Annotated in this window: 21 protein-coding genes and 1 other RNA gene; 13 read left to right on the forward strand and 9 right to left on the reverse strand. The window is 67.1% G+C overall.

Features of this window, described 5'->3' with window-relative positions; translation table 11 throughout:
• Positions 1-36: 36 nt before the first annotated feature.
• From pstS to FVD38_RS04405, 4 genes are all read left to right on the forward strand, one after another.
• Positions 37-1,065, forward strand: coding sequence for a phosphate ABC transporter substrate-binding protein PstS (gene pstS / locus FVD38_RS04390; protein WP_147933701.1), 1,029 nt, complete (start codon positions 37-39; stop codon positions 1,063-1,065).
• Positions 1,066-1,170: 105 nt separating this feature from the next.
• Positions 1,171-1,833 (forward strand): winged helix-turn-helix transcriptional regulator, encoded by a 663-nt coding sequence (locus tag FVD38_RS04395; protein WP_123070113.1) that lies wholly within the window; start codon positions 1,171-1,173, stop codon positions 1,831-1,833.
• Positions 1,834-1,938: 105 nt separating this feature from the next.
• On the forward strand, positions 1,939-4,626 hold the full coding sequence (locus FVD38_RS04400; RefSeq protein WP_147933702.1) for a bifunctional diguanylate cyclase/phosphodiesterase: 2,688 nt from the start codon (positions 1,939-1,941) through the stop codon (positions 4,624-4,626).
• Between the two features lie 116 nt (positions 4,627-4,742).
• The gene (locus FVD38_RS04405; RefSeq protein WP_229493411.1) at positions 4,743-5,567 is read left to right on the forward strand and encodes an endonuclease/exonuclease/phosphatase family protein; all 825 of its coding nucleotides are present in this window, start codon (positions 4,743-4,745) and stop codon (positions 5,565-5,567) included.
• 4 nt (positions 5,568-5,571) lie between these two features.
• Here the strand turns inward: FVD38_RS04405 and yghU are convergent, their stop codons facing one another.
• Entirely contained in the window at positions 5,572-6,414 is an 843-nt protein-coding gene (gene yghU / locus FVD38_RS04410; RefSeq protein ID WP_147933704.1) for a glutathione-dependent disulfide-bond oxidoreductase, read from the reverse strand.
• 211 nt (positions 6,415-6,625) lie between these two features.
• On the opposite strand from yghU, the gene FVD38_RS04415 reads away from it, so the two are divergent.
• A complete protein-coding gene (locus FVD38_RS04415) occupies positions 6,626-8,239 on the forward strand; it encodes a family 43 glycosylhydrolase (protein ID WP_147933705.1) in 1,614 nt (537 codons plus the stop codon).
• A gap of 85 nt (positions 8,240-8,324) precedes the next feature.
• Positions 8,325-9,353: a GlxA family transcriptional regulator gene (locus FVD38_RS04420; protein ID WP_147933706.1), complete on the forward strand. Its 1,029-nt coding sequence runs from the start codon at positions 8,325-8,327 to the stop codon at positions 9,351-9,353.
• On the opposite strand, the gene FVD38_RS04425 is transcribed toward FVD38_RS04420, so the two are convergent.
• From FVD38_RS04425 to FVD38_RS04435, 3 genes are all read right to left on the reverse strand, one after another.
• Positions 9,331-10,083 carry an SDR family oxidoreductase gene (locus FVD38_RS04425; RefSeq protein ID WP_147933707.1) on the reverse strand — a complete coding sequence of 251 codons (753 nt, stop codon included), beginning with the start codon at positions 10,081-10,083 and terminating at the stop codon, positions 9,331-9,333. The two genes, FVD38_RS04420 and FVD38_RS04425, sit on opposite strands and share 23 nt — an antisense overlap.
• Before the next feature lie 144 nt (positions 10,084-10,227).
• Positions 10,228-10,725, reverse strand: coding sequence for an Ohr family peroxiredoxin (locus FVD38_RS04430; protein ID WP_147933708.1), 498 nt, complete (start codon positions 10,723-10,725; stop codon positions 10,228-10,230).
• A gap of 108 nt (positions 10,726-10,833) precedes the next feature.
• Positions 10,834-11,781: a LysR family transcriptional regulator gene (locus FVD38_RS04435; protein ID WP_147934018.1), complete on the reverse strand. Its 948-nt coding sequence runs from the start codon at positions 11,779-11,781 to the stop codon at positions 10,834-10,836.
• Between the two features lie 314 nt (positions 11,782-12,095).
• On the opposite strand from FVD38_RS04435, the gene FVD38_RS04440 reads away from it, so the two are divergent.
• Positions 12,096-12,506 carry a cupin domain-containing protein gene (locus FVD38_RS04440; RefSeq protein ID WP_147933709.1) on the forward strand — a complete coding sequence of 137 codons (411 nt, stop codon included), beginning with the start codon at positions 12,096-12,098 and terminating at the stop codon, positions 12,504-12,506.
• 120 nt (positions 12,507-12,626) lie between these two features.
• Here the strand turns inward: FVD38_RS04440 and rpoH are convergent, their stop codons facing one another.
• From rpoH to FVD38_RS04465, 5 genes are all read right to left on the reverse strand, one after another.
• Positions 12,627-13,517 carry an RNA polymerase sigma factor RpoH gene (gene rpoH, locus FVD38_RS04445; RefSeq protein WP_147933710.1) on the reverse strand — a complete coding sequence of 297 codons (891 nt, stop codon included), beginning with the start codon at positions 13,515-13,517 and terminating at the stop codon, positions 12,627-12,629.
• Positions 13,518-14,077: 560 nt separating this feature from the next.
• Entirely contained in the window at positions 14,078-15,007 is a 930-nt protein-coding gene (ftsX, locus tag FVD38_RS04450) for a permease-like cell division protein FtsX (RefSeq protein WP_147933711.1), read from the reverse strand.
• The gene (locus FVD38_RS04455) at positions 15,004-15,675 is read right to left on the reverse strand and encodes a cell division ATP-binding protein FtsE (RefSeq protein WP_147933712.1); all 672 of its coding nucleotides are present in this window, start codon (positions 15,673-15,675) and stop codon (positions 15,004-15,006) included. Before FVD38_RS04455 ends, ftsX begins: the two co-directional genes overlap by 4 nt.
• Positions 15,676-15,689: 14 nt before the next feature.
• Complete coding sequence (ftsY, locus tag FVD38_RS04460) at positions 15,690-16,808, reverse strand: signal recognition particle-docking protein FtsY (protein ID WP_147933713.1); 1,119 nt, start codon at positions 16,806-16,808, stop codon at positions 15,690-15,692.
• 107 nt (positions 16,809-16,915) lie between these two features.
• A complete protein-coding gene (locus FVD38_RS04465) occupies positions 16,916-18,628 on the reverse strand; it encodes a thiamine pyrophosphate-binding protein (RefSeq protein ID WP_147933714.1) in 1,713 nt (570 codons plus the stop codon).
• Positions 18,629-18,781: 153 nt separating this feature from the next.
• On the opposite strand from FVD38_RS04465, the gene rnpB reads away from it, so the two are divergent.
• The 6 genes from rnpB (at position 18,782) to FVD38_RS04495 (ending at position 25,654) form a co-directional block, all read left to right on the forward strand.
• Positions 18,782-19,130, forward strand: an RNA gene (rnpB, locus tag FVD38_RS04470) — RNase P RNA component class A.
• A 96-nt stretch (positions 19,131-19,226) separates the two neighbouring features.
• Positions 19,227-20,717, forward strand: a complete 1,491-nt coding sequence (gene glpK, locus FVD38_RS04475; RefSeq protein ID WP_147933715.1) for a glycerol kinase GlpK — start codon at positions 19,227-19,229, stop codon at positions 20,715-20,717.
• 174 nt (positions 20,718-20,891) lie between these two features.
• Positions 20,892-21,401 (forward strand): Csu type fimbrial protein, encoded by a 510-nt coding sequence (locus FVD38_RS04480; protein WP_147934019.1) that lies wholly within the window; start codon positions 20,892-20,894, stop codon positions 21,399-21,401.
• A 66-nt stretch (positions 21,402-21,467) separates the two neighbouring features.
• Positions 21,468-22,181: a fimbrial biogenesis chaperone gene (locus FVD38_RS04485; protein WP_147933716.1), complete on the forward strand. Its 714-nt coding sequence runs from the start codon at positions 21,468-21,470 to the stop codon at positions 22,179-22,181.
• A 6-nt stretch (positions 22,182-22,187) separates the two neighbouring features.
• The gene (locus FVD38_RS04490; protein WP_147933717.1) at positions 22,188-24,644 is read left to right on the forward strand and encodes a fimbria/pilus outer membrane usher protein; all 2,457 of its coding nucleotides are present in this window, start codon (positions 22,188-22,190) and stop codon (positions 24,642-24,644) included.
• Positions 24,641-25,654: a Csu type fimbrial protein gene (locus FVD38_RS04495; RefSeq protein WP_187271473.1), complete on the forward strand. Its 1,014-nt coding sequence runs from the start codon at positions 24,641-24,643 to the stop codon at positions 25,652-25,654. The genes FVD38_RS04490 and FVD38_RS04495 overlap by 4 nt, the downstream gene beginning before the upstream one ends.
• The last annotated feature ends 36 nt before the right edge of the window (positions 25,655-25,690 follow it).

Here is a 25,690-nt window from a genome sequence, read left to right on the forward strand (position 1 = left end):
CCAAAACATACCCCTTAACCAAAGTTAGGAATAACAATGCTCAAGAAGATCCTCGCCGGCGCTGCCGCCACGCTCGTGATGACGACCTCGTTCGCCGCCGACATTACCGGCGCGGGCGCGACCTTCCCGTACCCGATCTACGCCAAATGGGCTGAGAGCTACAAAGCCGCCACCGGCACCGGCCTGAACTACCAGTCGGTTGGCTCGGGCGCCGGCATCAAGCAGATCAAGGCGAAGACCGTGGACTTCGGCGCGTCGGACATGCCGCTGAAAGCGGAAGAGCTGGACAAGGAAGGCCTGATGCAATTCCCGGCCATCATGGGCGGCGTGGTTGCCGTGGTCAACGTCGAAGGCGTGACCCCAGGCCAGCTGAAGATGACCGGTCCACTGCTGGCCGACATCTACATGGGCAAGATCACCAAATGGAACGCGGCTGAAATCGCCGCCCTGAACCCAGGCGTGAAACTGCCAGCCGCCGACATCACCGTCGTGCACCGCGCCGACAGCTCGGGCACCTCGTTCCTGTTCACCGACTTCCTGGCCAAGACCAGCCCGGCATGGAAAGAGAATATCGGTTCGGGCACCACCGTGAAGTGGGCCGTGGGCGTGGGCGGCAAGGGCAACGAAGGCGTCGCCGCCAACGTGCAGCGTATCAAGGGCGCGATCGGCTACGTCGAGTGGGCCTACGCCAAGAAGAACAAGCTGTCGCACACCCAGCTGCGCAACAAGGAAGGCGTCGACCTGCAACCGTCGGACGACGTGTTCAAGGCCGCTGCCGCCAATGCCGAGTGGACCAAGGCCCCAGGCTTCGGCGTGGTGCTGACCGACGGCGCCGGCAAGCAAAGCTGGCCGATCACCGGCGTGTCGTACATCCTGATGCACAAGACCCAGGCTGACGCCAACAAAGGCCAGGAAGTCGTGAAGTTCTTCGACTGGTCGTTCAAGAACGGCGCTCCTGCAGCCGCCGAACTGGACTACGTGCCGATGCCTGCCAGCGTCGTCAAGCAAGTCCAGGACGCCTGGAAAGCCAACCTGAAGGACGCTTCGGGCAAGGCCATCATGTAAGACGCCTGTGTGGCGACCAATCCGGCAGCCACGCTGCCGGATTTTCTTTGGTGCGGTCGCGGCACCGCTGACCGCACCAATGTAGTTCCTCTTTTTGGGCATCCCATGACAACGGCGAACACGATCGTCCTGGTGATCGACGACAAGCCGGCCATTGCCGAGCTGCTCAAGTTCTCGCTGCACGAGGACGAGTGGGTCTGGCATGACGTGCCGAGCCTGGCGCAAGCCTGGGACTTCATCGGGCGCGAGCGCCCCGAACTATTGCTGCAGGAATCGATGCTGCGCAACGAAGGCGGCATGCGCCTGCTGGCGCGCCTGCGCGGCGACCGCCGCCTGCGCGAGCAGCCGGTGATCCTGCTGGCGGCGCAATGCGCGGAAGGCGAGCGTCCCGCCAGCCTCCCGGCGCCCGTCCCCCATCCCGAATTCATTCCCCAGGCCCCGGCCGACCAGGTACGTGAACTGTCGCCCGAATCGCGCCTGTTGCGCTCGGGCCGCCTGGTGCTCGATCCGCTCAGCTGCAGCGTGCGGGTCGGCAACCACAAGGTCGAGGTCAGGCACGCCGAATACCGGCTGCTGCGCTTTTTGCTGTGCCATCCGGGCCAGGTGTTTTCGCGCAGCCAGCTGCTGGAGCAGCTGTGGGAAGCCCACGCCTCGCTCGACCAGCGCACGGTGGACGTGCACGTGCTGCGCCTGCGCAAGGCGCTGGGACGGGCCAAGTCGCTGATCAAGACCGTGCGCGGCGCCGGCTACATGCTGTCGCCGACCTGAACGGCGCTGGGGCCCGCCGTAGCGGGCCTCAGGAAAAATTACGCATGTCACAACGCTGACATGTTTGCTATCTAGACTTGCGGCAACTAGTCCTGATCGTCCGCAATGAGCAAACATCCCGGCCTCGCCCCTTATCTGGACCCCTCACGCGGCAACCGCTTCCTGGTCCCGCTATGGCCGCTGCTGGCCGTGCTGGTGTGCTGCGCGCTGTGGGCCGCGACCCTGCTGCGGGTCGAGGCCGAGCAGGAGCGCGTGGCCGGCCAGGCGCGCAAGGACGTGGCGGCCTACGCCGAAGCCTACGAGCAGTACATCACGCGCTCGGTGGCGCAGATGGACCAGATCACGATGCAGCTGAAGTTCAGCTGGGAGAATTCGCGCCAGGCTGGCCTGCTCGACGAGATGCGGCGCGACGGAATGTTCACCGACAGCGCCTTCCACATGGTGGCGGTGCTCGACCGCGGCGGCATCGTGCGCTCCAGCACGCGCGCCGGCCTGATCGGAGCCGACCTGGCCTCTGGCGCCTATTTCAACCACCACCGCGACAATAATTCGACCGCCCTGCGGGTCGGCACCGCGCCGACGCAGTTCGGCAGCGCCGACGACGTGGTGCTGTTCACGCGCCGCCTCGAAACCCGAGAGGAGGAATTCGACGGCCTGGTGCTGATGGCGATCGACGCCCGCTACTTCACGTCCTTCGTCAGCCCGGCCACCATCGGCGCCGGCGGCATCGTGGCGCTGGCCGGCAGCGAAGGGCGCTTGCGGGTCGAGCAGCGCAGCAACGGCGCATCGTTCGTGGACGCTGTCGCGCTGCCGCGCCGTGGCGCGATCTGGTCGGGCGAGCAGGGCGTGCGCCTGGTCGAGGGCGTCGACGGCTTCGCCGACGGCCAGTCGCGGGTGCTGGGCTGGCGCCAGTCGACCGCGTATCCGCTGGTGGCCCTGGTCGGCCTGCCGCAGCACGATGCGCTGGCGGCCAACAACGGCTACTGGATCGAAAGCCGCGACCGCGCCATCGTCGCCACCCTGTGCCTGCTGCTGCTGGGCGCGGTCGGGGCGGTGCTGGCGCGCCGCGCCGTGGCGCGCGACAAGGAACAGGACGAAGTGCGGCGCGCCTACCGCACCGCCACCGAGAGCGGCAACGATGGCTTCTACATGGCCTCGGCGGTGCGCGCGCGCGACGGCCAGATCACGGATTTCCGCATCGTCGACTGCAACGAGCGCGGCGCCTTCTTCTACGGCGTGACGCGCGACGAACTGGTCGGGAGAAGCCTGACCGAGATCGACAGCGGCCTGTTCGGCGAAGAACTGCTGTCGACCTACCGCAAGGCGATGGACAGCGGCTTTTATGAGGACGACCGCAAGATGCCGAGCGATAACCGGCTCAACATCAGCTGGGGCAGGCGGCGCCTGGTACGGGTCGGCAACGGCCTGGCGGTGACCCTGCAGGACATCAGCGAGCGCAAGGCGCATGAAGACCAGCTCGAACGCCTGGCCAACGAAGATACGCTGACCGGCCTGGCCACCCGCCACGCCTTTTTGGAGCGCATGCCGGCCATGCTGGCCGGGGCCCAGGGCGCAAACACCCACGCCGCGCTGCTGTTCATCGACCTCGACGAATTCAAGTATGTGAACGACACCCACGGCCACGCCACCGGCGACCAGCTGCTCAAGGCCGCCGCCGGGCGCCTGCTGTCCCTGCTGCGGCCGAGCGATCAGGTGGCGCGCTTCGGCGGCGATGAATTCGTGGTCTTGCTGTCGCCCTGCGATGGCGAGCGCCAGGCCGCTTCGGTGGCTTCGCGCATCGTGGAAGCCTTCGGCGTGCCGTTCCTGATCGGCGACGAGCTGCATGCCGTGGGTTCCTCGATCGGCATCAGCATGTACCCGCGCGACGGGCTGGATGCCGAGACCCTGGTCAAGCACAGCGACATCGCCATGTACGTCGGCAAGAACGAAGGCAAGGGGCAGTATCGCTTCTTCGATCCCTCGCTGTCGTCGACCCTCAACTCACGCGCGCGCCTGAAGCAGAACATGCTCGAAGCGCTGGAGGCCGACCAGTTCGTGCTGCACTACCAGCCGCGCGTGGATGCGCGCAGCGGAGAATTGCTGAGCATGGAAGCGCTGGTGCGCTGGCGCCATCCGTCGCTGGGCATGGTGGCGCCGGGCGAATTCATCCCGCTGGCCGAAGCCACCGGGCTGATCGTGCGCATCGGCGAGACCGTGATCGACAAGGCCTGCGCGCAGCTGGCCGCCTGGCGCGAGGCCGGCGTGGCGCTGGTGCCGGTCTCGATCAACGTCTCGCCCAAGCAATTCCTGCGCGGCGGCGTGCAGCGCCAGCTGAGCGCGGCGCTGGTGAGGCACCGGGTGCCGGCCAGCCTGATCGAGGTCGAGATCACCGAGTCGGCGATGATGGGCGACCAGGACGACATCCTGGCCGAACTGGCGGCCCTGCGTTCACTGGGCGTGAAACTGCATGTGGACGATTTCGGCACCGGCTATTCGTCGCTGTCGCAGCTGCAGCGATTGAAGATGGACGTGCTGAAGGTCGACCGCGCCTTCACCACCGAGCTGGCCAACTCGAAAGAGGGCAAGGTGTTCTTCCAGGCCATCGTGTCGATGGCGCACGCGCTGGGCATGTCGGTGGTGGCCGAGGGCGTCGAGACCGCGGAGCAGCTGGCGATATTGCGCCACCTCGATTGCAACGAGGTGCAGGGTTATTACATCGCGCGCCCGGTGCCGGCGGACGAGATGGCGGCGATGATGCAGCGGCGCTATTTGCTCGATGCCGCGGTGGCGTAGTTTAGTAAAGCGCCTAAACTGCGCCGCTTTCGGGCCGGTTGGCGCGATGGTGCAGGCGGGTTGTGCTTAACTTGTCACGGTATCCACTTTCCCGCCCCTGGACCATGAAGATCGTCTTGTCACTTTTCACCGCGCTGGCCGTCCTGGTCGGCAGCGCCGTCGCTGCCGCGCCGATGAACGTCGCCAGCTTCAACCTGCGCTACAACAATCCCCAGGATGGCCCCAATGCCTGGCCGGCGCGCAAGAAGATGGTCAAGGCGCTGATCCGCCATCATGAGTTCGACATCGTCGGCACGCAGGAGGGGCTCGCCGGCCAGGTCGCGGATCTGGCACGGATGGAAGAATTCGACCACGTCGGCATCGGCCGCGACGATGGCAAGCAGGCCGGCGAGCATTCGGCCATCTTCTATCGCAAGAGCCGCTTCGCGCTGCTGGACAAGGGCGATTTCTGGCTCAGCGAAACGCCCGAGCGCCCATCGCTCGGCTGGGACGCCACCTGCTGCAACCGCATCGTGTCATGGGCGAAGCTGCGCGAGCGCGACAATGGCCGCGTGTTCTACGTCTTTTCGGCGCACTTCGACCACGAGGGCGTCGTCGCGCGCCGTGCCTCGGCCGACCTGCTGCTGCGCAAGATCGCGGAAATCAGCCGCGGCGAACCGGCGATCTGCGTGGGCGACTTCAATTCGACGCCCGATACGCCGCAGATGCAGGTGATGGCGAAAGCCATGCGCGACGCCTTCCAGGTGAGCCAGACGCCGCCTTACGGCCCGGTCGGCACCTACCACGGCTTCCGCTTCGACGCGCCCATGCTCGATCGCATCGACTACCTCTACGTCGACCGCCATTTCGAGGTGCTCAAATACGCGGCCCTGGGCGATTCGCTCCACGGACGCTTCCCGTCGGACCACCATCCGGTGGTCGCGCGCGTCGAATTCCGGTAGTCGCTCAGTCGAGGTCGGCCGCGGCGTGCCGCTCATGCACCTGATCCTGCTCGGGGCCGAATGAACGGTTGACCTTGCGTCCGCGGATGACGGCCGGCCGCGCGGCGATCTCGTCGGCCCAGCGTTTCACGTGCTTGTATTCGTGCACCGACAGGAATTCCGCCGCATCGTACAGCTGGCCCAGTACCAGGTCGCCATACCAGGGCCAGATCGCCATGTCGGCGATCGTGTATTCCTCGCCCGCGACGAAACGCTTGTCGGCCAGGTGGCGGTCGAGCACGTCGAGCTGGCGCTTGGCTTCCATCGCGTAGCGGTCGATCGGGTATTGCAGCTTTTCCGGCGCATAGGCATAGAAGTGACCGAAACCGCCGCCCACAAAAGGAGCCGAACCCATCTGCCAGAACAGCCAGTTCATCGTCTCTGCACGGGCCACGCCGTCCTTGGGCAGGAAGGCGCCGAATTTTTCGGCCAGGTAGACCAGGATCGAGCCGGATTCGAACACGCGCACCGGTTCGGCGCCACTGCGGTCGACCAGGGCCGGAATCTTCGAATTCGGATTGGCCTCGACGAAACCGCTCGAGAACTGCATGCCTTCGTTGATGCGGATGAGCCAGGCATCGTATTCGGCGCCGCTGTGGCCCGCCGCCAGCAATTCTTCCAGCAGGATCGTCACCTTCACGCCGTTCGGCGTGGCCAGCGAATACAGTTGCAGCGGATGCTTGCCGACCGGGAGTTCCTTGTCGTGGGTCGGGCCTGCGACCGGGCGGTTGATGCTGGCGAAGGCGCCGCCCGACGAGGCGGGTGGGGTCCAGACTTTCGGTGGGACGTAGGATGCTTGGTCAGCCATGTGCTCTCCTTGAACTTGCCGTGACAAAGAATTCATTCTAGCCAATGGCAGAAAAATGCGTTGGAGCAGCCTCGAAAAGGTTCGGCCAGCCTGCTACTTGCTACAAGATTCGTACAACTTTCCGCATTCACATGGGGAAAAGTCGTCTAACGCTGGCGTCGGCACGGGCGATTTCCTATCCTGTCCGGTCTACCACGAGAAAGACCAGGACATGACCAACCCTTCGCGTCGCGACGCCTTCAAGATCCTGCTGGCCGGCGCCAGCCTGCCGGCGCTGCCCGCGGCGGCGGCATCATCGACCGACTGCCCGGCTGGCGGCCAGGCTTGGCGCCGTGGCATCGAAGGCCAGCGTCAGGCCGACCAGGGCGACGGCACCTACCTGAATCCCATCATCGCGGGCGACCATCCCGATCCCACCGTCCTCAAGGACGGCAAGGATTACTACCTGACGTATTCCTCCTTCTATTCCTACCCCGGCCTGGTGATCTGGCACTCGACCGACCTGGTCAACTGGCGCCCGGTCGCGCCGGCGCTGAAGAAACCCCTGGGGACGATCTGGGCGGTCGACCTGTGCAAGCACGACGGCCGCTATTTCATCTATATCCCGGCCGCGCCGGACGGCAAGCCGTGGTCGATTTACGCGATCTGGGCCGACCGCATCGAGGGGCCGTGGAGCGACCCGGTCGACCTCAAGATCGCCGACTGCATCGATCCCGGCCACGTGGTGGGCGAGGACGGCAAACGCTACCTGTTCGTCAACGGCATCCGCAAGATCCGCCTGAGCGACGACGGCCTGGCCACCGACGGCAAGCTGGAAAAAGCCTATGAACCGTGGCGTTATCCGGCCGACTGGGTGGTCGAGAACTTCGCGCCCGAGGGGCCGAAGCTGCTGCGGCGCGGCAAATGGTTCTATCTGGTGACGGCGGTCGGCGGCACCGCCGGCCCGGTCACCGGCCATATGGTGATCGCGGCGCGTTCGGCCTCGGTCCACGGGCCGTGGGAACACTGCCCGCACAATCCGCTGGTGCGTTCCCTGAGCACCGCTGAGCCGTGGTGGTCGCGCGGCCATGCGACGCTGATCGAAGGGCCGGCCGGCGACTGGTGGATGATCTATCACGGCTACGAAAACGGCTACCGCACGCTGGGCCGGCAAACCCTGCTCGAACCGATGGAGTGGACCGCCGATGGCTGGTTCCGCGCGCTGGGCGGCGACCTGTCCAGGCCCCTGCCGATGCCCAGGGACGGCAAGAAAGGGACGGCCGGTTTCGCCCTGTCCGACGATTTCAGGCGCGATCGTTTCGGTGTCCAATGGAGTTTCCACGATCCGGCGCCGGACGAGATGACGCGCGTGCGCTTCACGCAGGACGGCCTGCGCATCGCGGGGCGCGGCACGTCGCCGGCCGACAGCCGCCCGCTGACCTGTTCGGTGGGCGACCGCACCTACGAGGTAGAGGTGGATCTCACCCTGGAGGGAGAGGCCGAGGCCGGTCTGCTGCTGTTCTACAGCCAGAAAGCCTTCGTCGGCATCGGCTTCACGCCGGACACCGTCAAGACCTTCCAGTATGCGGACGAACATGGCTGGGCCCGGGTCCAGCGCGCGACCTCGCGCGTCAGGGTGCGCCTGACTAATGACGACCATGTGGTCACGCTGCGCTATTCCCACGACGGCGGCAAGACCTGGACCCTGCACGGCACGCGGATGGAGGTCTCCGGCATCCACCACAATGTGTTCGGCGGCTTCCTGAGCCTGAAAGTGGGCATCTACAGCGCGGGGAAGGGCGCGGTCACGCTGGGCGATTTCCGCTACCGGGCGCTGCCGGCGTAACTACGCGGCTTGACCTGCCGGATCGGGCGGCCCTACTATAGCTGACCTCGTCGTATCCACGGCGGGTAAGGCCCATCCAGCATACATGAACCTGCCTCTCACGCCAGCGGCGCCGCGCCAGGCGCGCCTCGTCCTGTTCGTCGGCTTCCCCGGCATGTGCATGCTCGACATCGCCGGGCCGCAGACCGTGTTCTGGTGCGCATCGAAAGTGATGCAGGAGCGCGGCCTGCCGGGCTATGTGCGGCACACGGTCAGCCTCGACGGCGGCCTGGTGCAGACCCTGGAGGGCGTCGCGATGCAGACCGAGCGGCTGGACGGTTTCGCGCCCACCGAGGTCGATACCGTGGTCGTGCCCGGCTCGGCGGACATCGTCACCGCCGTCCGCGAACAGCAGGCGCTGGTCGCCTGGCTGCAGCGCCATGCGGGCGAGGCGCGCCGCATGTCCTCGGTGTGCACCGGCGCCTTCGTGCTCGCCGCCGCTGGCCTGCTCGACGGCAAGCGCGCGGCCACCCACTGGCTGACTTATGACCTGCTGCGCGATACCTATCCGCTGGTCGAGGTGGACCGTGAAGCGATCTTCGTCCAGCATGGCGACACCTGGACCTCGGGCGGCGTCACCGCCGGCATCGACCTGGCGCTGGCGATGGTGGAAGCCGATTGTGGCCGCGAAGTGGCGCTGGCCGTCGCGCGCGAGCTGGTGGTGTTCGTCAAGCGCCCCAGCAAGCAGCCCCAGCTCAGCCGGATGCTGCAGGCCCAGGCCGGCGACGGTCCGCTGTTCGACGAGCTGCATATGTGGATCCTGGCCAATCTCGAACGGACCGACCTGAGCGTCGAGGTGTTGGCAACGCAGATGCGCATGAGCCCACGCAACTTCAGCCGCGTGTACAAGGACAAGACCGGCCAGACGCCGGCCCTGGCGGTCGAACGCTTCCGCCTGGAGACGGCTTGCCGGCTGCTCGAGGACTCCGGGCGCCACCTCGACGGCATCGCCCAGCTGTGCGGCTTCGGCGACGAGGGGCGCATGCGCAAGACCTTCCAGCGCCACCTGCACACCTCGCCGAGCGCCTACCGCCAGCGGCTGGCGCCAGTCCCTAGCGCGCCGCCTGCGCCTTGAGCCAGTCGTCGACCTTCACCGTGCCCAGGCGCGCACCCGGCCCCGGCACCAGCGTGTCCTCCTGCAGCAGGGCGCCGAAGTAGCGCGCCTGGTCGTCGGCCACGACCTTGCGCTGATCTCCCTTGGCTTGCAGGTAGTGCTGGACCAGGTCGGCCAGGCGCACGCGCTCGGGCCCCGCGATCTCGACCACGCCGTTGCGCGGCGCGCCGAGGGTGTAGTCGGCCATGGCCAGCGCCACGTCGTCCGACGAGATGGCCTGGATATTGGCGGGCGACAGGCGGATCGCATCGCCTTCCGTGCCCGAGGCCGCGATCCCGCCCAGGAACTCGAAGAACTGGGTCGAATGCACGATGGTGTAGGGCAGGCCGGACTCGCGGATCAGCGCCTCTTGCGCGATCTTGCCGCGAAAGTAGCCGCTCTCGGCCAGGCGATCGGTGCCCACCACCGACAGCGCGACGTGGTGCCTGATGCCGGCCTTCTTCGCCGCCCCCAAGAGGTTGCGGCCCGAGGTGGTGAAGAAGTCCATCACCGCGTCGTCGGCGAACGAGGGCGAGTTGGCCACGTCCACCACGATGTCGGCGCCGGCAAGCGCCTCGTCCAGGCCCTTGCCGCTCATGGTGTCGACGCCGGTGTTCGGGGAAGCGGCCACGGCTTCGTGGCCGCGCTGCTTGAGGATGGCGACCAGTTTGCTGCCGATCAGGCCGGTGCCGCCGATGACGATGATGTTCATGATGTCCTTTCAGATCCCAGTGCGGCTGGGTGCCGTGTGCGACGATTCGCCTCGGTATCGAGTGTAGGAGCGTGCCTGGCGCGGCGGTAGGCCCATCCGGGGCGGCACGCTGGTGCATGCCAGGCACCAATCATCGGCCTGCCCTCAGCGCACCAGCGCCACCACGCACACGATGCCCTGGCGCGCCATCTTGGCGTAGGGGCAGATGCGCTCGGTATTGCGGATGAGTTCCTCGGCGGTTGCGCGCGGCACCCGCGGCAGGTCGATGCGGATCTCGGCCATCAGGGTGTACAGGCCGTCGACCGGGTCGCGGCCGAAGGTGACCGCGGCGTCGACGGTGGCGTCCTCGAGGGCGATGCCGGCGCGCGTCGCCAGCAAATTGAGCGCGCCATGGAAGCAGGCAGCGAAACCAGCGGCGAACAGCTGCTCGGGATTGGTGCCGCCGCCGGGACCGCCCAGCGCGGACGGCAGGCGCAGGGCCAGTTCGAGGTTGCCGTCGTCGGAGCGGGCGATGCCGGACGCGCGTCCGTGCGCCGCCTCGCCGCCGCTGACCCGCACCGTGGTCGAGTACAGGGGGTGGAAGTCATCGCCGACGTATTTGTCGAGCAAGGTGATGGGCGGGGGCGCCAGCCGTTTTTTCAACGCGGTCTCCTGGAATGGTTTCGGCCAGTGTAGGAAGGCGCGGCGCCGGCTGCTAGCGCCGCGCCGGTCACCGTCATGTATCCCGTCGCGCAACAATCGCGCCGGGCATCAGGCGCCCAAGCCGGTCAGGCAGTGCAGGTCGAGCGCGCGGATGCGCGGGGTGATGTAGTCGATGAAGACCCGCGTGCGCAGCGGCAGGTGGTGCCGGCTCAGGTAGCAGATGTAGTGGCCGCGGTCGTCCGGCGCGTGCTGGGGCAGGCAGGCGACCAGGCGGCCCGCGCGCAGGTGCTCGCACACCTGGTAGCCGGCCATCTGCGCCAGGCCGGCGCCGTCCAGCACCGCCTGCAGCACCAGCTCGGCGTCGTTGAAGCTGTGGTTGGCCATGGGCAGCAGCGTGCGGCGCCGGCCGTCTTCCTTGAATTCCCATTCGCATACCTGGCCCGAGGGCAGGCGCAGGTTGACGCAGCGGTGCCGCGCCACGTCGTCGATCGTCTGCGGCAGGCCATGCGCGCTGGCATAGGCCGGCGCGGCGCACACCAGCATCTGCATCGGGATCAGCTGGCGCGCGACCAGCTGGCTGTCGTCCAGGCGGCCGTTGCGGAACGACACGTCGATGCGGTCGGCGATGAAGTCGAGCGGGCTGTCGTCGAGGATCAGGTCGAGCCGGATGTCCGGATAGCCGGCGTGGAAGCCGCGCAGCAGCGGCGCCACGATCTTGCGGCCGAAGTCGCTCGCCGCGTGCAGGCGCAGCTGGCCGCGCGGCACGCCGCAGCGCAGCTCGCGCATCTCTTCCACCGATTGCACGATCCGCTCGACGCCCGGCTTGCAGTTGGCGTAGAACAGCTCGCCCTCGCTGGTGAGCGAGGTGCTGCGGGTGGTGCGCAGGAACAGGCGGGTATCGAGCTGCGCTTCCAGTTTCTGCACGCTGCGGCTGACGGCGGAGCGGCCGATGCCGAGGCGCTCGGCGGCCCGGGCGAACGAGCCTTCGTGGACCACGGCGATGAAGGCGAGCACGCCGGCGTAGGTGGTGGAAAAGCTCGATGCCAGGCCATCCATTTCAGGCGTGGCCGGTGTCAGTGGTGGTGATGGCTGGATGAACTCACCGATCGCGAAGCGTTCGTTCTTCATGGCTTCTCTCAGTTGGTACTCGTTGCTACTTAGTTGCTCATGTGACTAATGCCATGGTAGTTGCGTGCGATCTTTTTCGTAAATGACAAATAACAGCCGAATCCCGCCAAGGCTTGGCGAACGGCGCCTGGCGCGGATTGTTGCGTTTGAGGCAGCAGCATGGGGACCGGCGCACGCCTGTTGCGCCCGCAGCATGCGCCCTACACTGGCTTCATATCCACCCATGTACTGAAGGAGAGACCATGTCACGCCTGAGAAAATTCGCCGGCGCCGCCGGCCTGTTGATGACCCTGCCGCTGGCGGCGCCCGTCTGGGCCGCGGCGCTAGATCCGGTCGTCAACGAGCTGTTCAGCAAGGCGCTGGACGACCATCCCGGCAAGGAAGTCCTGATGATCACCGTGGTGTACCCGCCGGGCGGCGGCGACCCCGTCCACCGCCACGATGCGCATGGCTTCATCTATGTGCTGGAGGGGACGATCGTGATAGGCGTGAAGGGCGGGAAGGAGCAGACACTGGGGCCGGGCGAGACCTTCTATGAAAACCCGCGCGACCTGCACACGGTGGGGCGCAATGCGAGCAAGACCAAGCCGGCCAAGTTCCTGGTCTTCCTGCTCAAGGACAAGAACAAGCCGTTCTTCATGCCGGTGCATTGAGTTGACGTAAACGCGTCGTCCCCGCGGAGGCGGGGACCCAAGTACTGCATGCGTAGACTGAGCGCTTGCAAACTTGGGTCCCCGCCTGCGCGGGGACGACGGTGGCTGGGGCTGGGTCGCTTACACGTAAGCCGCCAGCGCGCCTTTCATCTTCTTGAGCGCTGCCGATTCGATCTGGCGGATGCGCTCGGCCGACACGCTGAACTCTTCGGCCAGCGTATGCAGCGTGGCGCCCGAGCCGTCGTCGTTGGCCAGCCAGCGCGCCTCGATGATGCGGCGCGAACGCGGGTCGAGCTTGCCCAGCGCGGTTTCCAGGCCTTCAGACTGCAGGCGGGTGACCTGCTCGGCCTCGAGCACCTTGGTCGGTTCCTGCTGATCCGACGACAGATAGGCGATCGGCGAGAACTTGTCGTCTTCGTCGTCGGTCGGCGACTCCAGCGCGATGTCGCGGCCCGACAGACGGGTTTCCATCTCGATCACTTCTTCGCGCTTGACGCCCAGCAGCTTGGCCAGGTCGTCGACCTGGGTCGGCGACATCGCGTCCAGGCCGGTCTTGTTGCTGCGCAGGTTGAAGAACAGCTTGCGCTGGGCCTTGGTCGTGGCGACCTTTACGAGACGCCAGTTCTTGAGGATGTATTCATGCATCTCGGCCTTGATCCAGTGCATGGCGTACGACACCAGGCGCACGCCCTGGTTCGGGTCGAAACGCTTGACTGCCTTCATCAGGCCGATATTGCCTTCCTGGATCAGGTCGGCGTGCGGCAGGCCATAGCCCAGATAGCCGCGCGCGATCGATACCACCAGGCGCAGGTGCGACAGCACCAGTTTTTGCGCCGCGTCGAGATCGTGGTCGTCGCGCAGCCGCTTCGCCAGCGAAACCTCTTCTTCGTGCGTGAGCATCGGCAGGCGGTTGACGGCCGAGATATAGGCGTCGATATTGCCCAGATTGCCGGTGAAACCCAGTCCCAGAGCACGACTGCCGGTCGGAACCAATGCGGATTGTGCGGACATATTCATTTCCCTCGTAGTAATCTTGCTGCATCCTTAATGTGCCATAACTTATTGCCTTGAGGCACTGCTGTTACGGCTTGTTACCTGGACGCGTGACTTGAATTTCGATTGCCTTGGACCATATATTAGCACTCCCCCGGGGAGAGTGCTAGAAGTGGTCCAGGCGCTTAAGATTGTTCAAAGTATTGCTCCAGGGAATTAAATTGCCGACGGTTCCACTGTAGAGCAGCTCTTGCATGTTCAGTTGATTCGGCTCAAAAGTGAGCCAGGAATGACTGGAATAACGTTAGACACAGCTTACGGCCGGTGAGGCGCGTATTCTGTTGAATGGCGCACGTAGCCACAGCGCAGCCTGTAGGACTTTTGCGCGTGGAAGCGTAGGGGATGGCAGCTAGGCCGTAGGATTCATTGCGGTGTCAAGCGACGTGGTCTTGTCCAGTAGAGGGGCAGGCAGCCACACAGGAGGGCCGCCTCGCCCTGTCAGCAGAGATGGTGATGCTTATCGCGTTTTCAATACCATCTCGACTATTTTTTTCACTGCAACTCTGTAGGACCGCCGTTCAACGCTGGCGCGCCAGGTGACGCCGCACCGACAGCAGGGCGCCGACCAGGCCGAGCCCGGCGCTGACCGCCAGCAGGCCGGCAATCTCCAGTCCACCCAGCGCCGTCAGCTGGAAATTCGAGCCGTACAGCCGGGCGAATTCCCCGATCGCGCCGTTCAGCGGGCGCAGCGCCAGGGTCACCGCGCCCAGCGCCACCGCGCCGGCGCACAGGCCGAGCAGGGCGCCGGTATAGAAGAACGGACGGTGGATGAAATCGTTGGTCGCGCCCAGCAGTTGCGAGACCGAGATCTCTTCTTTCTGGGTCAGCACCTGCAGGCGGATCGTGTTGAACACGACCGCGATCACGACGATGCCCAGGGTGGCCGCCAGCAGCAGCAGCGCCAGGCGCAGGATGGCCAGCATCGCGGCCAGGCGCTTGACCCAGGCCGAATCGACCTGCACCGTCTCCACGCCCGGCAGTTCGGCCAGGCGCTCGGTGATCAGGTCCACCTGGCCGGCGGCGCCGGCGCTGGCGAAGCCGCCCAGCTTCATCACATAGCTGTCGGGCAGGGGATTGTCGCCCAGGGTTTCCAGCACGTCGCCCAGGCCGCTGCGCTCCTTGAGCGCGGCGAGCGCCTGCTCGCGCGGGACGAAGGCGATCTCCGCCTCGCCCTTGCCCTGCTGTGCGACGAGCTGGCGGATGCGCGGCGCCAGCGCCTCGGCATCGGCGCGGCTGGCGTCGTCGCGCATGAACAGGCTGATCTCGGGATCGACCGATAATTGCTCGGACAGCGGACGCACATTGTCGAGCAGGGTGATGCCCGCGAACGGCAGGGTCAGCGCTAGCGCGACCACCAGCACGTTGAACAGGAAGCTGCCGGGCGACTTGCGCACCGTCGACAGTGCGGCCCCGAGGGCGAAGCGGTGCTGGCGCAGCCACGGGCTCATGCCGCACCTCCGACCAGTTGGCCTTGTTCGAGGCGGATCACGCGCGTGCTGCCTGCCAGCACTTGCTCGTCGTGGGTCGAAATGACGCAGGTGACGCCGGCGGCGTGGAAGGCGCGTAGCGCATCCAGCACCTTGTCGGCCGCCACGCGGTCGAGATTGGCGGTCGGTTCGTCGGCCAGGATGATCTGCGGCCGGTTGACGATCGCGCGCGCGACCGCCACCCGCTGCTGTTCGCCGCCCGACAGTTCGAGCGGCATCGCCCTGGCGCGGTCGAGCAGGCCGACCCGGTCGAGCGCGGCGCGGGCGCGCTGCGCGGCGTCCGCGGTGCGGGCGCCCGTCACCAGCAGTGGCAGCATGGTGTTGGCCAGGATGTTGCGGTCATTGAGCAGGCGCTGCTGCTGGAAGATGATGCCGATATTCCGGCGCAGGAAGGGAATCCCGGCCGGCTTGATGCGGCCGATGTCCTGGCCGTTGACGATCACCTTGCCGCTGCTGGGACGCTCGACCGCCGCCACCATCTTCATGAGGGTCGACTTGCCGGCGCCCGACGGGCCGGCCAGGTAGACCAGCTCGCCCTTGGCGATGTCGAGCGAGACGTCGTGCAGCGCATACGCGCCGCGCGCATCGCCGTGGGTGTACTGTTTGGATACCGACTGGAATGCGATCATGGGTCCCCGTTCCGTCATCCGAGCAGCGCTTCGACGAATTCTTCGGCGTTGAATGGCTGCAGGTCTTCCAGCTTCTCGCCCACGCCGATGAAGTACACGGGGATCGGTCGGGTGCGGGCGATCGCCGCCAGCACGCCGCCCTTGGCGGTGCCGTCCAGCTTGGTCACGACGAGGCCGGTCAGCTGCAGGGCGTCGTCGAAGGCCTTCACTTGCGCCAGCGCGTTCTGGCCGGTATTGCCGTCGATGACGAGCAGGGTCTCGTGCGGCGCGCCGTCCATTCCCTTGCCGATCACGCGCTTGATCTTCTTGAGTTCTTCCATCAGGTGCAGCTGGGTCGGCAGGCGGCCGGCGGTGTCGACCATCACGACGTCGGTGCCGCGCGCCTTGCCCGACTGCACCGCGTCAAACGCGACCGCGGCCGGGTCGCCCGAGGCCTGCGAGATCACGGTGACGTTGTTGCGCTGGCCCCAGACCATCAATTGCTCGCGCGCGGCGGCGCGGAAGGTGTCGCCGGCGGCCAGCAGCACCGACTGGTCGAAGCCTTGCATATGCTTGGCCAGCTTGCCGATGGTGGTGGTCTTGCCGGCGCCGTTGACGCCCGAGATCATCATCACCAGCGGTTCGTGGCGGCCCAGCTCCAGCGGCTTCTGCAGCGGCAGCAGCAGGTCGATCATCAGCTCCTTGAGCGCGGCCTTGACGGCGGCGGCGTCCAGCAGCTTGTCTTCCTTGACCTTGCGCCGCAACTCGCCCAGCAAGTGCTCGGTGGCGTCCATGCCGGCGTCCGACATCAGCAGCGCCGCCTCGAGTTCCTCGTACAGGTCTTCGTCGATGCGGGCGCCGACGAACAGCAGGGACAGATTGCTCGAGGTCTTGGACAGGCCGGCCTTCAGGCGCGTCATCCACGAGGTCTTCTTTTCAGCCTCGCTGGTCGGGCGTTCAGCGGTTTCGGGGAACAGGTTGGCGCCTTCGTGCAGGACGCTGGCTTCGGCGACCACCGGGGCTGCGGCGATCGGCGCCGGGACAGGCGCGCGGACGGGCGTGGGGGCGGGTGCGGGCGCAGGCGGCGCGGCCGGCACGACCGGTTCCGGCGCCGATGCGTCGGGCGCTTTTTTTCTCTTGAAGAAGCTAAACATAGTGTCTGGTGGCGGGACTGCGTGCGGACGCCGGCGGGGCCGGCGATGAAAAAACTAGCGAATATTTTACCAGAGTAGCAATACAGAGCCCGATTGCACACACGCGTTCAGCTGCCGGACCTCGCGCTTTCCGCCTGCTTGCGGATCGTCTCCAGCGTGGCGTTCGGGGTGATCAGGTTGCCGTCGTAGCGCAGCTCGATCACGGCCGGCAGCTGGTGCTGGTCGGCGTGCTCGAGGGCGCGCTGCAGGGCCGGCGCGAAATCCTCGGTCTGGTCGACGACTTCCCCATGGCCGCCGTAGGCGCGCGCCAGGGCGGCGAAGTCCGGATTGTGCAGGCCGGTGCCCGACACGCGGCCCGGATAGCTGCGTTCCTGGTGCATGCGGATAGTGCCGAACATATTGTTATTGAAGACCAGGATCACGACGCCGGCGCCATACTGGACGGCGGTCGCCAGTTCCTGGCCCGTCATCATGAATTCGCCGTCGCCGGCGAAGGTGACCACGGCGCGCTCCGGCCACACGATCTTGGCCGCCACGCCGGCCGGCACGGCGTAACCCATCGCGCCATTGGTCGGCGCCAGCTGGGTGCGCATGCCGCCGTAGCGATAGAAGCGATGCGCCCACGAGGCGTAGTTGCCGGCGCCATTGGTGATGATGGCGTCGTGCGGCAGCTGGTCCATCAAGTCCTGCACCACCTGCCACAGGTCGAGCGGCACGCCTTGCTTGAGCAGCGCGGGCTGGGCCTGCCAGGCGGCCAGTTCAGCCTTGGCCTCGGCCACGCTGTCTTGCCAGGCCGTGGCGTCGCTTAGTTCCATCGCGGCCAGCATGGCGCAGGCTTGCGGCATGCCGCTGGCGATCATGAGTTCGGCCTGGTAGACGCTGCCCAGTTCTTCCGGGTCCGGATGGATGTGGACCAGGCGCTGGCGCGGTACCGGCGAATCGAGCAGCGTGTAGCCGCCGGTCGTCATCTCGCCCAGGCGCGGGCCGATGGCGATCACCAGGTCGGCCTCTTTCACGCGCGCGGCCAGCTTGGGGTTGATGCCGATGCCGACGTCGCCGACGTAGTTCGGGTGCGCGTTGTCGAGCAGGTCCTGGAAGCGGAAGGTGCATCCCACCGGCAGGTGGTTCGCTTCGGCGAAGCGGGCCAGGTCGGCGCAGGCCTGCGCGTTCCATGTGCCGCCGCCCAGCAACACGATCGGCCGTTGGGCTTCTTGCAGCATGGCGCGCAGGCGGGCGATCTGCTCGCCGGACGGCGCGCCGTGCGATGGCTGGTAGGGGCGGGTGTCGGCGACTGCCGCCGTCGAGACCAGCATGTCTTCCGGCAGCGCCAGCACCACCGGACCGGGGCGGCCGCTGGTGGCCACCTGGAAGGCGCGCGCCATGTATTCGGGGATGCGGTCGGCGCGGTCGATCTGGGCCACCCATTTCGCCATCTGGCCATACATGCGGCGGTAGTCGATTTCCTGGAAGGCTTCGCGGTCGACGAAGTCGTTGCCGACCTGGCCGATGAACAGGATCATCGGCGTGGAGTCCTGGAATGCGGTGTGCACGCCGATCGAGGCATTGGTGGCGCCGGGACCGCGGGTGACGAAGCAGATGCCGGGTTTGCCGGTCATCTTGCCGTAGGCCTCGGCCATGAATGCCGCGCCCCCTTCCTGGCGATTGATCACGAAGCGGATGTTCGAGTCGTGCAGCGCATCGAGCACGTCCAGGTAGCTTTCGCCGGGGACACCGAAGGCGGTGTCGACGCCGTGGACGTGGAGCGCATCGACCAGGAGCTGGCCACCGGTGCGGGAAGGGTGCTGGGAAGTGGAGGGCATGGGGTGCGTCATCCTTGTCAAAGAGGCTTTCCGGGCATTCTAGGCGAGCGGCCCGGGAACGGCTTTTGAAATGGCGACATCAAATTACAGAAACGGCAGGGCCATGGCAGCGCGACGCACGGTGCGACCCCGCATCGGGTACAATGCGCCCGTGAAGCAGGCCAGGCAGTCGCTGGTCCACGCCGCAAGGTCGTGGACGGGAGGAAGGTCCGGACTCCACAGAGCGGGGTGACGGTTAACGGCCGTCCGCTGAAAGCCGTCTGGCGCAAGCCAGCGGTATAAGGCGAGGAATAGGGCCACAGAGACGAGCGTATTAAGTTACGGTGAAACGCGGTAACCTCCACCTGGAGCAATTCCAAATAGGCACGCGTTGATGTTGCTCGCGGAGCGTGCGGGTAGGAAGCTTGAGCGCTGGAGTAATCCAGCGCCTAGAGGAATGACTGTCCATGCGTCACCGCAAGGTGGCGTTACACAGAATCCGGCCTATCGGCCTGCTTTACTTATAATTCCCGAGGCACGTGATCCACGCGCCTTGTCGACGGTCGTCCCGGACCGCTGAGCCCTGGCGTTCCGCACGGCTGAGAGTCCGGAGACGCCATTGAAGCAATACATCCTCGCCCTCGACCAGGGCACGACCAGCTCGCGCGCCATCCTGTTCGACCGCGTCGGCCTGCCGGTGGCCAGCTGTCAACGAGAGTACCCCCAGCATTTTCCCCAGCCCGGCTGGGTCGAGCACGATCCTCGCGACATCTGGCACAGCCAGCTCGCCTGCGCGCGCGACGCGCTGGCGCAGGGCGGCGTCCAGGCCGCGCAGGTCGCCGCGATCGGCATCGCCAACCAGCGCGAGACCACGCTCCTGTGGGACCGCGCGACCGGCGAACCGGTGGCCAATGCCATCGTGTGGCAAGACCGGCGCACCGCCGGCGCCTGCGATCGCCTGCGCGAGGCGGGCAAGGCTACATTGATCCAGGAACGCTCGGGGCTCGAACTCGACGCCTATTTCTCCGCCACCAAATTGCAATGGCTGCTCGACCACGTTCCCGGCGCGCGCAGCCGGGCCGACAGGGGCGAGCTGGCCTTCGGCACCGTCGACAGCTGGCTGGTGTGGCGCTTGTGCGGGCGCCACGTCACCGATACCAGCAATGCCGCGCGCACGATGCTGTTCAACATTCACACGCTGGCCTGGGACGATGACTTGCTGGCGCTGTTCGACATCCCGCGCGCGCTGCTGCCCGAGGTCGTCCCCAGCGCCGGCGTCGTCGGGCTGGCCAATGAGGAATGGTTCGGCCACGCGATCCCGATCGCGGGCATTGCCGGCGACCAACAGGCCGCCACCTTCGGCCAGGCCTGCCATCGCAAGGGCCTGGTCAAGAATACCTACGGCACCGGCTGCTTCATGCTGATGCATGCCGGTGACTCCCCCCCGGTGTCGCGCAACCGCCTGCTGGCGACGGTCGGCTGGACCGTCGCGGGCCGCACCGATTACCTGCTCGAGGGTAGCGTGTTCATGGGCGGCGCCACCGTGCAATGGCTGCGCGACGGCCTGGGCATCATCCGCCAGTCGCATGAGGTGGAGGCCCTCGCCACCAGCGTGCCCGACAGCGGCGGCGTGATGCTGGTGCCGGCCTTCACCGGCCTCGGCGCGCCGCACTGGGATCCGTATGCGCGCGGCACCATCCTCGGCATGACGCGCGGCACGGGCGCCGCCCATATCGCGCGCGCCGCGGTCGAGGCCATCGCCTACCAAAGCGCCGAACTGCTGGCGGCGATGCAGAAGGACGCCGCTTGCGCCGTCACCGAGCTGCGCGCCGACGGCGGCGCCGCCCGCAACGACTTGCTGATGCAGTTCCAGGCCGACCTGCTCGGCGTCGAGGTGGTGCGCCCGCGCGTCACCGAGACCACGGCCCTGGGCGCGGCCTACCTGGCCGGCCTGGCCTGCGGCTATTGGGAATCGCTGAAGGCGATCGAGGCGCAATGGCAGGTCGAACGCCGCTATGCGCCGTGCATGGATGCCGGCCGCCGCGCCGAATCGATGGCGCGCTGGGGGCGGGCGGTGGCGCATGCGCGTTCCTGGGCCACGCCGGAATGAGGCCATTTGTAGCGTTTTCACCACGCTGTTGCATAAAACCAGCAAAATTGAAATAGTCGGCAAAAGTGATGAAAAGCATTTGGTTCCGTACGGAAACGATGTATCATATTTTCCGAGTTGAGCAATTCTGTGTGCGTCATGGTGATCGCGCCCTCAACGACTGGAGAAATGAAAATGATGTCGACCTCGAACCGTAACCGCGCATTGGCTGCTGTCCTGGCTGCCGTCATGCCTTTCACCAGCGTCTACGCCGCCAGCCCGGCCACCACCAAGTTCGACGTGACGATGAGCGTCGTGGCCGACTGCACTGTCACCGCCACCAGCCTCGATTTCGGCCAGACCGGCCTGATCACGTCGGCCAAGAACGGTCAATCGAACTTGACTGTGACATGCACCAACACTACGCCTTACAATGTGGGCCTGGATGCCGGTACCGGCGCCGGCTCGAGCGGTACGACGCGTTTCCTGTCGGGCAGCAGCGGCGCCAACACCGATAAAGTGAAGTTCAACCTGTACCGTTCGCCGGGCGCGGGCCTGTGGGGCAATACCCAAGGCACCGACACCCTGGCCGGCACTGGAAACGGCGACAAGCAGACCTTGACCGTGTACGGCGAGATCCCGGTGCAGAATGCGCCGACGCCGGACAGCTACAAGTCGTCGATCACGGCATCCGTTTATTTCTAAACTGGAGTGTGCATGCGGAGTCTTCGCTGCGCCGCAAACGCTGCGGCCCGCTTTACAGCCTTGTCCATGGTCCTGGGGACGGCTGGCCTGATGGCCGGTCCGCTGGCGCATGCCGCCAACCTGCAGATTTCGCCGGTGTCGATCAGCTTCCAGCCGGGCCAGAACGCGGCCGGCATCCAGCTCCAGAACAATGGCGATACGCCCCTGTACGGCCAGGTGCGGGTCTACGCATGGGACCAGCGTGATGGCAACGACGCCCTGACCCCGACCACCCAGCTGGTGGCCAGCCCGCCGGTGATCGAGGTCGCCCCCAACAGCACCCAGACCATCCGCCTGGTGCGCCGCGCGGGTGCGCAGGCCACCCCCGCCGGCGCCGCCGAGCAGACCTACCGCATCCTCATCGACGAACTCCCGCGCGGCGACAGCCAGCAGGGCAACGTCGCGATCCGCCTCCAGTATTCGGTGCCGGCCTTCGTGCTGCCGGCCGACGGCCAGGCCGCGCCCAAGCTCGAATGGAGCACCTTCCAGCGCGACGGCGCCTGGCACCTGCGCGCCTTCAACGCCGGCACCCTGCACGCCCAGATCGGCGCCACCAGCGTGCGCATCGGCGCGCGCGACGTCGAGCTGTCCAAGGGCCTGCTGGGCTATGCGCTGCCGGGCCGAGCGCGCGAATGGGCTTTGCCGCCCGACGTCGCATCCGGCATGCCGGCGCCCCTGGGGATCCAGGCCACGGTGAACACCCGGCCCGAGTCCGCCAGCGCCGTCGTCGCCAGGGACTAAGTCCTCGTGCAGCACTTGACCCGCCGCCCGCCATGGCGGGCGCTGCGCTCGTCCTGCCTGCTCGCCCTGTGCCTGACGCCGATCGCCGCCGCGGTGGCCCAGGTTGTTTCCACGCCTGCATCCACGTCGGCATCCATGCCGGCAGCGGCGGTGGCCGACCAGGCGGTCGAACTCTTCCTCGAGACCAGCATCGACGGCCAGCCGACCGGCCAGATCGTTTCCGTCATTCAGCTGGGGTCCACCTTGCGCATGACGGTCGAGTCCCTGCGCGAGCTGGGCCTGGACCCGGCCCGCTTCGGCGTGGCCGGGCGCAGCGATTTTTCGCTGGACGAGGTGCGCGGCATGCGCTGGGCCTACGACCCCGCCCGGCAAGCCCTGGCCCTGACCCTGACCGACGCCCTGCGCGAGCAGCGCGTGCTGAGCGCACGCACGGTACGCCAGGCCGGACCGGCCCAGGCCAGCCGCGGCATGCTCCTCAACTACAATCTGTTCGGCCAGAGCAGCTCGCGCTCGCTGGCCGGCACCCTCGACCTGCGCTATTTCGACCGTCATGGTTCGCTCAATAGCACCGGCGCCGCCATATTGCGCGGAGAAGGGCGGGGGTATATCCGCTACGACACGAGCTGGGTGCGCTCGTCGCAAGACCGTCTGTCGACCTGGCAGGTGGGCGACACCGTCGCCCCGGCGCTCAGCTGGACCCGCGCCATGCGCCTGGGCGGCATCGAATGGCGCCGCAATTTCGAATTGCGGCCCGATCTCGTGACCTATCCGGTGGCCTCGGTCGCCGGCTCGGCCGTGGTGCCCAGCAGCGTCGACCTGTACGTCAACGGCGTGCGCCAGTTCAGCGCCGCCGTGCCCACCGGCCCGTTCGTGGTCGACCAGGTGACGGGCCTGAACGGCGCCGGCCAGGCCACCGTGGTCACCCGCGACGCCCTCGGGCGCGAAGTGGCCACCACCTTGCCGCTGTACGTCGACACCCGCCTGCTGGCGCGCGGCCTGAGCGATTTCGCGGTCTCGGTCGGCGCGCTGCGGCGCGACTACGGCCTGCACTCCTTCAGCTACGGCAACGCGGCGGCGCTCGCGTCCTGGCGCCACGGCTGGAGCGATACCATGACGCTCGAGGGGCATGCCGAGGCGGGCAGCGGCCTGGTGCTGGCCGGCGCCGGCGTGCTCAAGCGCATCCCGAACGCGGGCGTGTTCAGCGCCGCGCTGGCCGCGAGCAGCGGCCGCCATCGCGGCGGCCAGGCCAGCCTCGGCTATCAATACGTGTCGCCGCGCTTCGCCTTCGACGTGCAGTCGGTGCGCGCCAGCCGCAACTACGGCGACCTGGGCGTGCTCGAAGGCGTGCCGGTGCCGCGCGCCACCGACCGCGCCACGCTGAGCACTTCGTACCGCGGCAATGGCCTGAGCGTGAGCCTGATCCAGCTGCGCCTGCCGCCCGAGAACGGCCTGGGCCTGGCGCCCGACCCGCTGGGCCCCGGCGCCGGCGGCGGCACCCCGATCGGCCCGGTCGAAGAGACGCCGGGCGTCACGCGCAACCTGTCGCTGGCCTGGTCGCGCAGCGTGGGGCTGCGCGGCAACCTGAGCGTCAGTGCGTTCCAGGACCTCAAGCGCAGCGCCGAGCGCGGCATCACGTTCACGTTCAGCATGGCCTTCGATTCGCGCATCGCGTTCAATACCAACGCCGGCCGCCAGCGCGGCGACACGGCGGCCTCGATGTCGCTCGGCCGCGCGCCGGACTTCGAGGGCGGCCTGGGCTGGGGGCTGCAGTCCGGCATGGCCGGCGCCCAGCGCTACCACCAGGCGCAAGTCCAGTATCTCGGCTCGCACGGCCGCGCCGCCATCTCCACGCAACACGTGAATGGCGGCAGCAATACCAGCCTGGACTTCAGCGGCGCCCTGGTGGCGATGGATGGCACCGTGGTCGCCGCGCGCCAGGTCGGCAACGGCTTTGCGCTGGTCTCGACCGGCGCGCCGGACCTGCCGGTGTTGCATGACAATCGCGTGATCGGCCGCACCGACAGCAAGGGACGCCTCTTGGTGCCGGACCTGCAACCGTACGCCGCCAACCGGATCGCGATCGATCCGTCGTCGCTGCCGCCCGATACCCGCATCGCCGGCAGCAGCCAGGACGTGGTGCCGCGCGAATACGCCGGCGTGGTGGCGCGCTTCGAGATCGAACGCTATGCGGCCGCGACCCTGATGGTGCTCAGGCCGGACGGCACGCCGCCCGAGGTCGGCACCCCCGCTCGGCTCGACGGCGCCGGGCCCCGCGCCGAGGCCGGCGCGGTCGTGGGTTACGATGGCGTGCTGTTCGTGGAAGGATTGCGGGCGCACAACCGGGTAACGGTCGGGACCGGTGCGGAAGCCTGCGAGGTGCGCTTCGACTACAAGCCGGTGGCGGGCGAACTGCCGACCATCGGACCGCTGGTATGCCAGCCCGTGCAAGGAAAACAACCATGATGAAGATGACGACCATGAACGTCCGGCTGCTGCGGGCCCTGCTTGCAGCGGCGCTGCTGTGGCTGCTCGCCATTCCCGGCGCGCGCGCCGACACCTGTGCCGTCACCATGACCGACATCGACTTCGGCGTGGTCAGCCCGATCGCCAACACCGACTACACGGCGACCGGCACCCTGAACGTGACCTGCTACTGGACCCTGCTGCTGGGCCAGTCGGCGCTGCTGCTGCCGGCCGCCAACGTCTGCGTCAACCTGGGTCCGGGCAGCGGCGGCGGCACCGGCGATCCACGCTACCTGATGAGCGGTTCGCGGCGCCTCGGCTTCAACCTGTATGCCGACCCGTCGGCCACCTCGGCCTGGCTGTGGGGCGGCAACACCAGCACCATCGGCGCCAAGCCGATCTCCGGCACCCTGGTCGGCCTGCTGTCGCTGGGCGGGGTGACGCAGAGCGTCACGATCTATGGCCGCATACCGGCTGCCAGCCTGTCCGGCGTCGGCACCTCGGGCAATACCGACACCCTGTACACGGCCAATTTCGCCGGCCATGGCACCTTGCAGTACTCGTTTGGACTCGGCAAGTCGTGCACCGCCGGCGTCACCGAGTCGTTCGCCTTCCAGGCGCGCGCCACCGTGACCAATAACTGCCTGATCAGCGCCAGCAACCTGGTGTTCGGCTCGGGCAGCCCCTTGAGCGAACGGCGCGCCAGCGCGCCGCTGAGCGTGACCTGCACCGCCAACAGCAGCTACCAGGTCTCGATGAACGGCGGCCTGTCCGGCAACCCGGCGGCGCGCACCATGAAGAACAGCCTGACCGGCGAAACCCTGGGCTACCGGATCTCGTCCACGCCGGACGGCGCGATCTGGGGCGACGGCACTGGCGGCACCGTGGTGTACACCGGCACCGGGAACGGCGGCACGCAGAGCGTCATGATGCATGGCCTGGTGCCGCGCCAGCGCGCGCCGACGCCGGGCAACTACCGCGATACGATCACGGTGCAGCTGACGTTCTAAAAAAAATCCCCGCTCGGTGGCGGGGATCGCAGGGCC

The organism is Massilia arenae (genome assembly GCF_008014745.1).
In the GTDB taxonomy this organism is placed as follows: domain Bacteria; phylum Pseudomonadota; class Gammaproteobacteria; order Burkholderiales; family Burkholderiaceae_D; genus Telluria; species Telluria arenae.

Excerpts from the sequence above, each read along its gene's own strand:
- yghU (WP_147933704.1), bottom strand. The coding sequence starts at position 6,414 with ATGGCTGACCAAGCATCCTACGTCCCACCGAAAGTCTGGACCCCACCC.
- FVD38_RS04495 (WP_187271473.1), top strand. The coding sequence starts at position 24,641 with ATGATGAAGATGACGACCATGAACGTCCGGCTGCTGCGGGCCCTGCTT.
- ftsY (WP_147933713.1), bottom strand. The coding sequence starts at position 16,808 with ATGTTTAGCTTCTTCAAGAGAAAAAAAGCGCCCGACGCATCGGCGCCG.
- rpoH (WP_147933710.1), bottom strand. The coding sequence starts at position 13,517 with ATGTCCGCACAATCCGCATTGGTTCCGACCGGCAGTCGTGCTCTGGGA.
- FVD38_RS04420 (WP_147933706.1), top strand. The coding sequence starts at position 8,325 with ATGAACCTGCCTCTCACGCCAGCGGCGCCGCGCCAGGCGCGCCTCGTC.
- FVD38_RS04425 (WP_147933707.1), bottom strand. The coding sequence starts at position 10,083 with ATGAACATCATCGTCATCGGCGGCACCGGCCTGATCGGCAGCAAACTG.
- FVD38_RS04400 (WP_147933702.1), top strand. The coding sequence starts at position 1,939 with ATGAGCAAACATCCCGGCCTCGCCCCTTATCTGGACCCCTCACGCGGC.
- FVD38_RS04435 (WP_147934018.1), bottom strand. The coding sequence starts at position 11,781 with ATGGATGGCCTGGCATCGAGCTTTTCCACCACCTACGCCGGCGTGCTC.
- pstS (WP_147933701.1), top strand. The coding sequence starts at position 37 with ATGCTCAAGAAGATCCTCGCCGGCGCTGCCGCCACGCTCGTGATGACG.
- FVD38_RS04455 (WP_147933712.1), bottom strand. The coding sequence starts at position 15,675 with ATGATCGCATTCCAGTCGGTATCCAAACAGTACACCCACGGCGATGCG.
- ftsX (WP_147933711.1), bottom strand. The coding sequence starts at position 15,007 with ATGAGCCCGTGGCTGCGCCAGCACCGCTTCGCCCTCGGGGCCGCACTG.
- FVD38_RS04415 (WP_147933705.1), top strand. The coding sequence starts at position 6,626 with ATGACCAACCCTTCGCGTCGCGACGCCTTCAAGATCCTGCTGGCCGGC.
- FVD38_RS04440 (WP_147933709.1), top strand. The coding sequence starts at position 12,096 with ATGTCACGCCTGAGAAAATTCGCCGGCGCCGCCGGCCTGTTGATGACC.
- FVD38_RS04395 (WP_123070113.1), top strand. The coding sequence starts at position 1,171 with ATGACAACGGCGAACACGATCGTCCTGGTGATCGACGACAAGCCGGCC.
- FVD38_RS04480 (WP_147934019.1), top strand. The coding sequence starts at position 20,892 with ATGATGTCGACCTCGAACCGTAACCGCGCATTGGCTGCTGTCCTGGCT.
- FVD38_RS04465 (WP_147933714.1), bottom strand. The coding sequence starts at position 18,628 with ATGCCCTCCACTTCCCAGCACCCTTCCCGCACCGGTGGCCAGCTCCTG.
- FVD38_RS04485 (WP_147933716.1), top strand. The coding sequence starts at position 21,468 with ATGGTCCTGGGGACGGCTGGCCTGATGGCCGGTCCGCTGGCGCATGCC.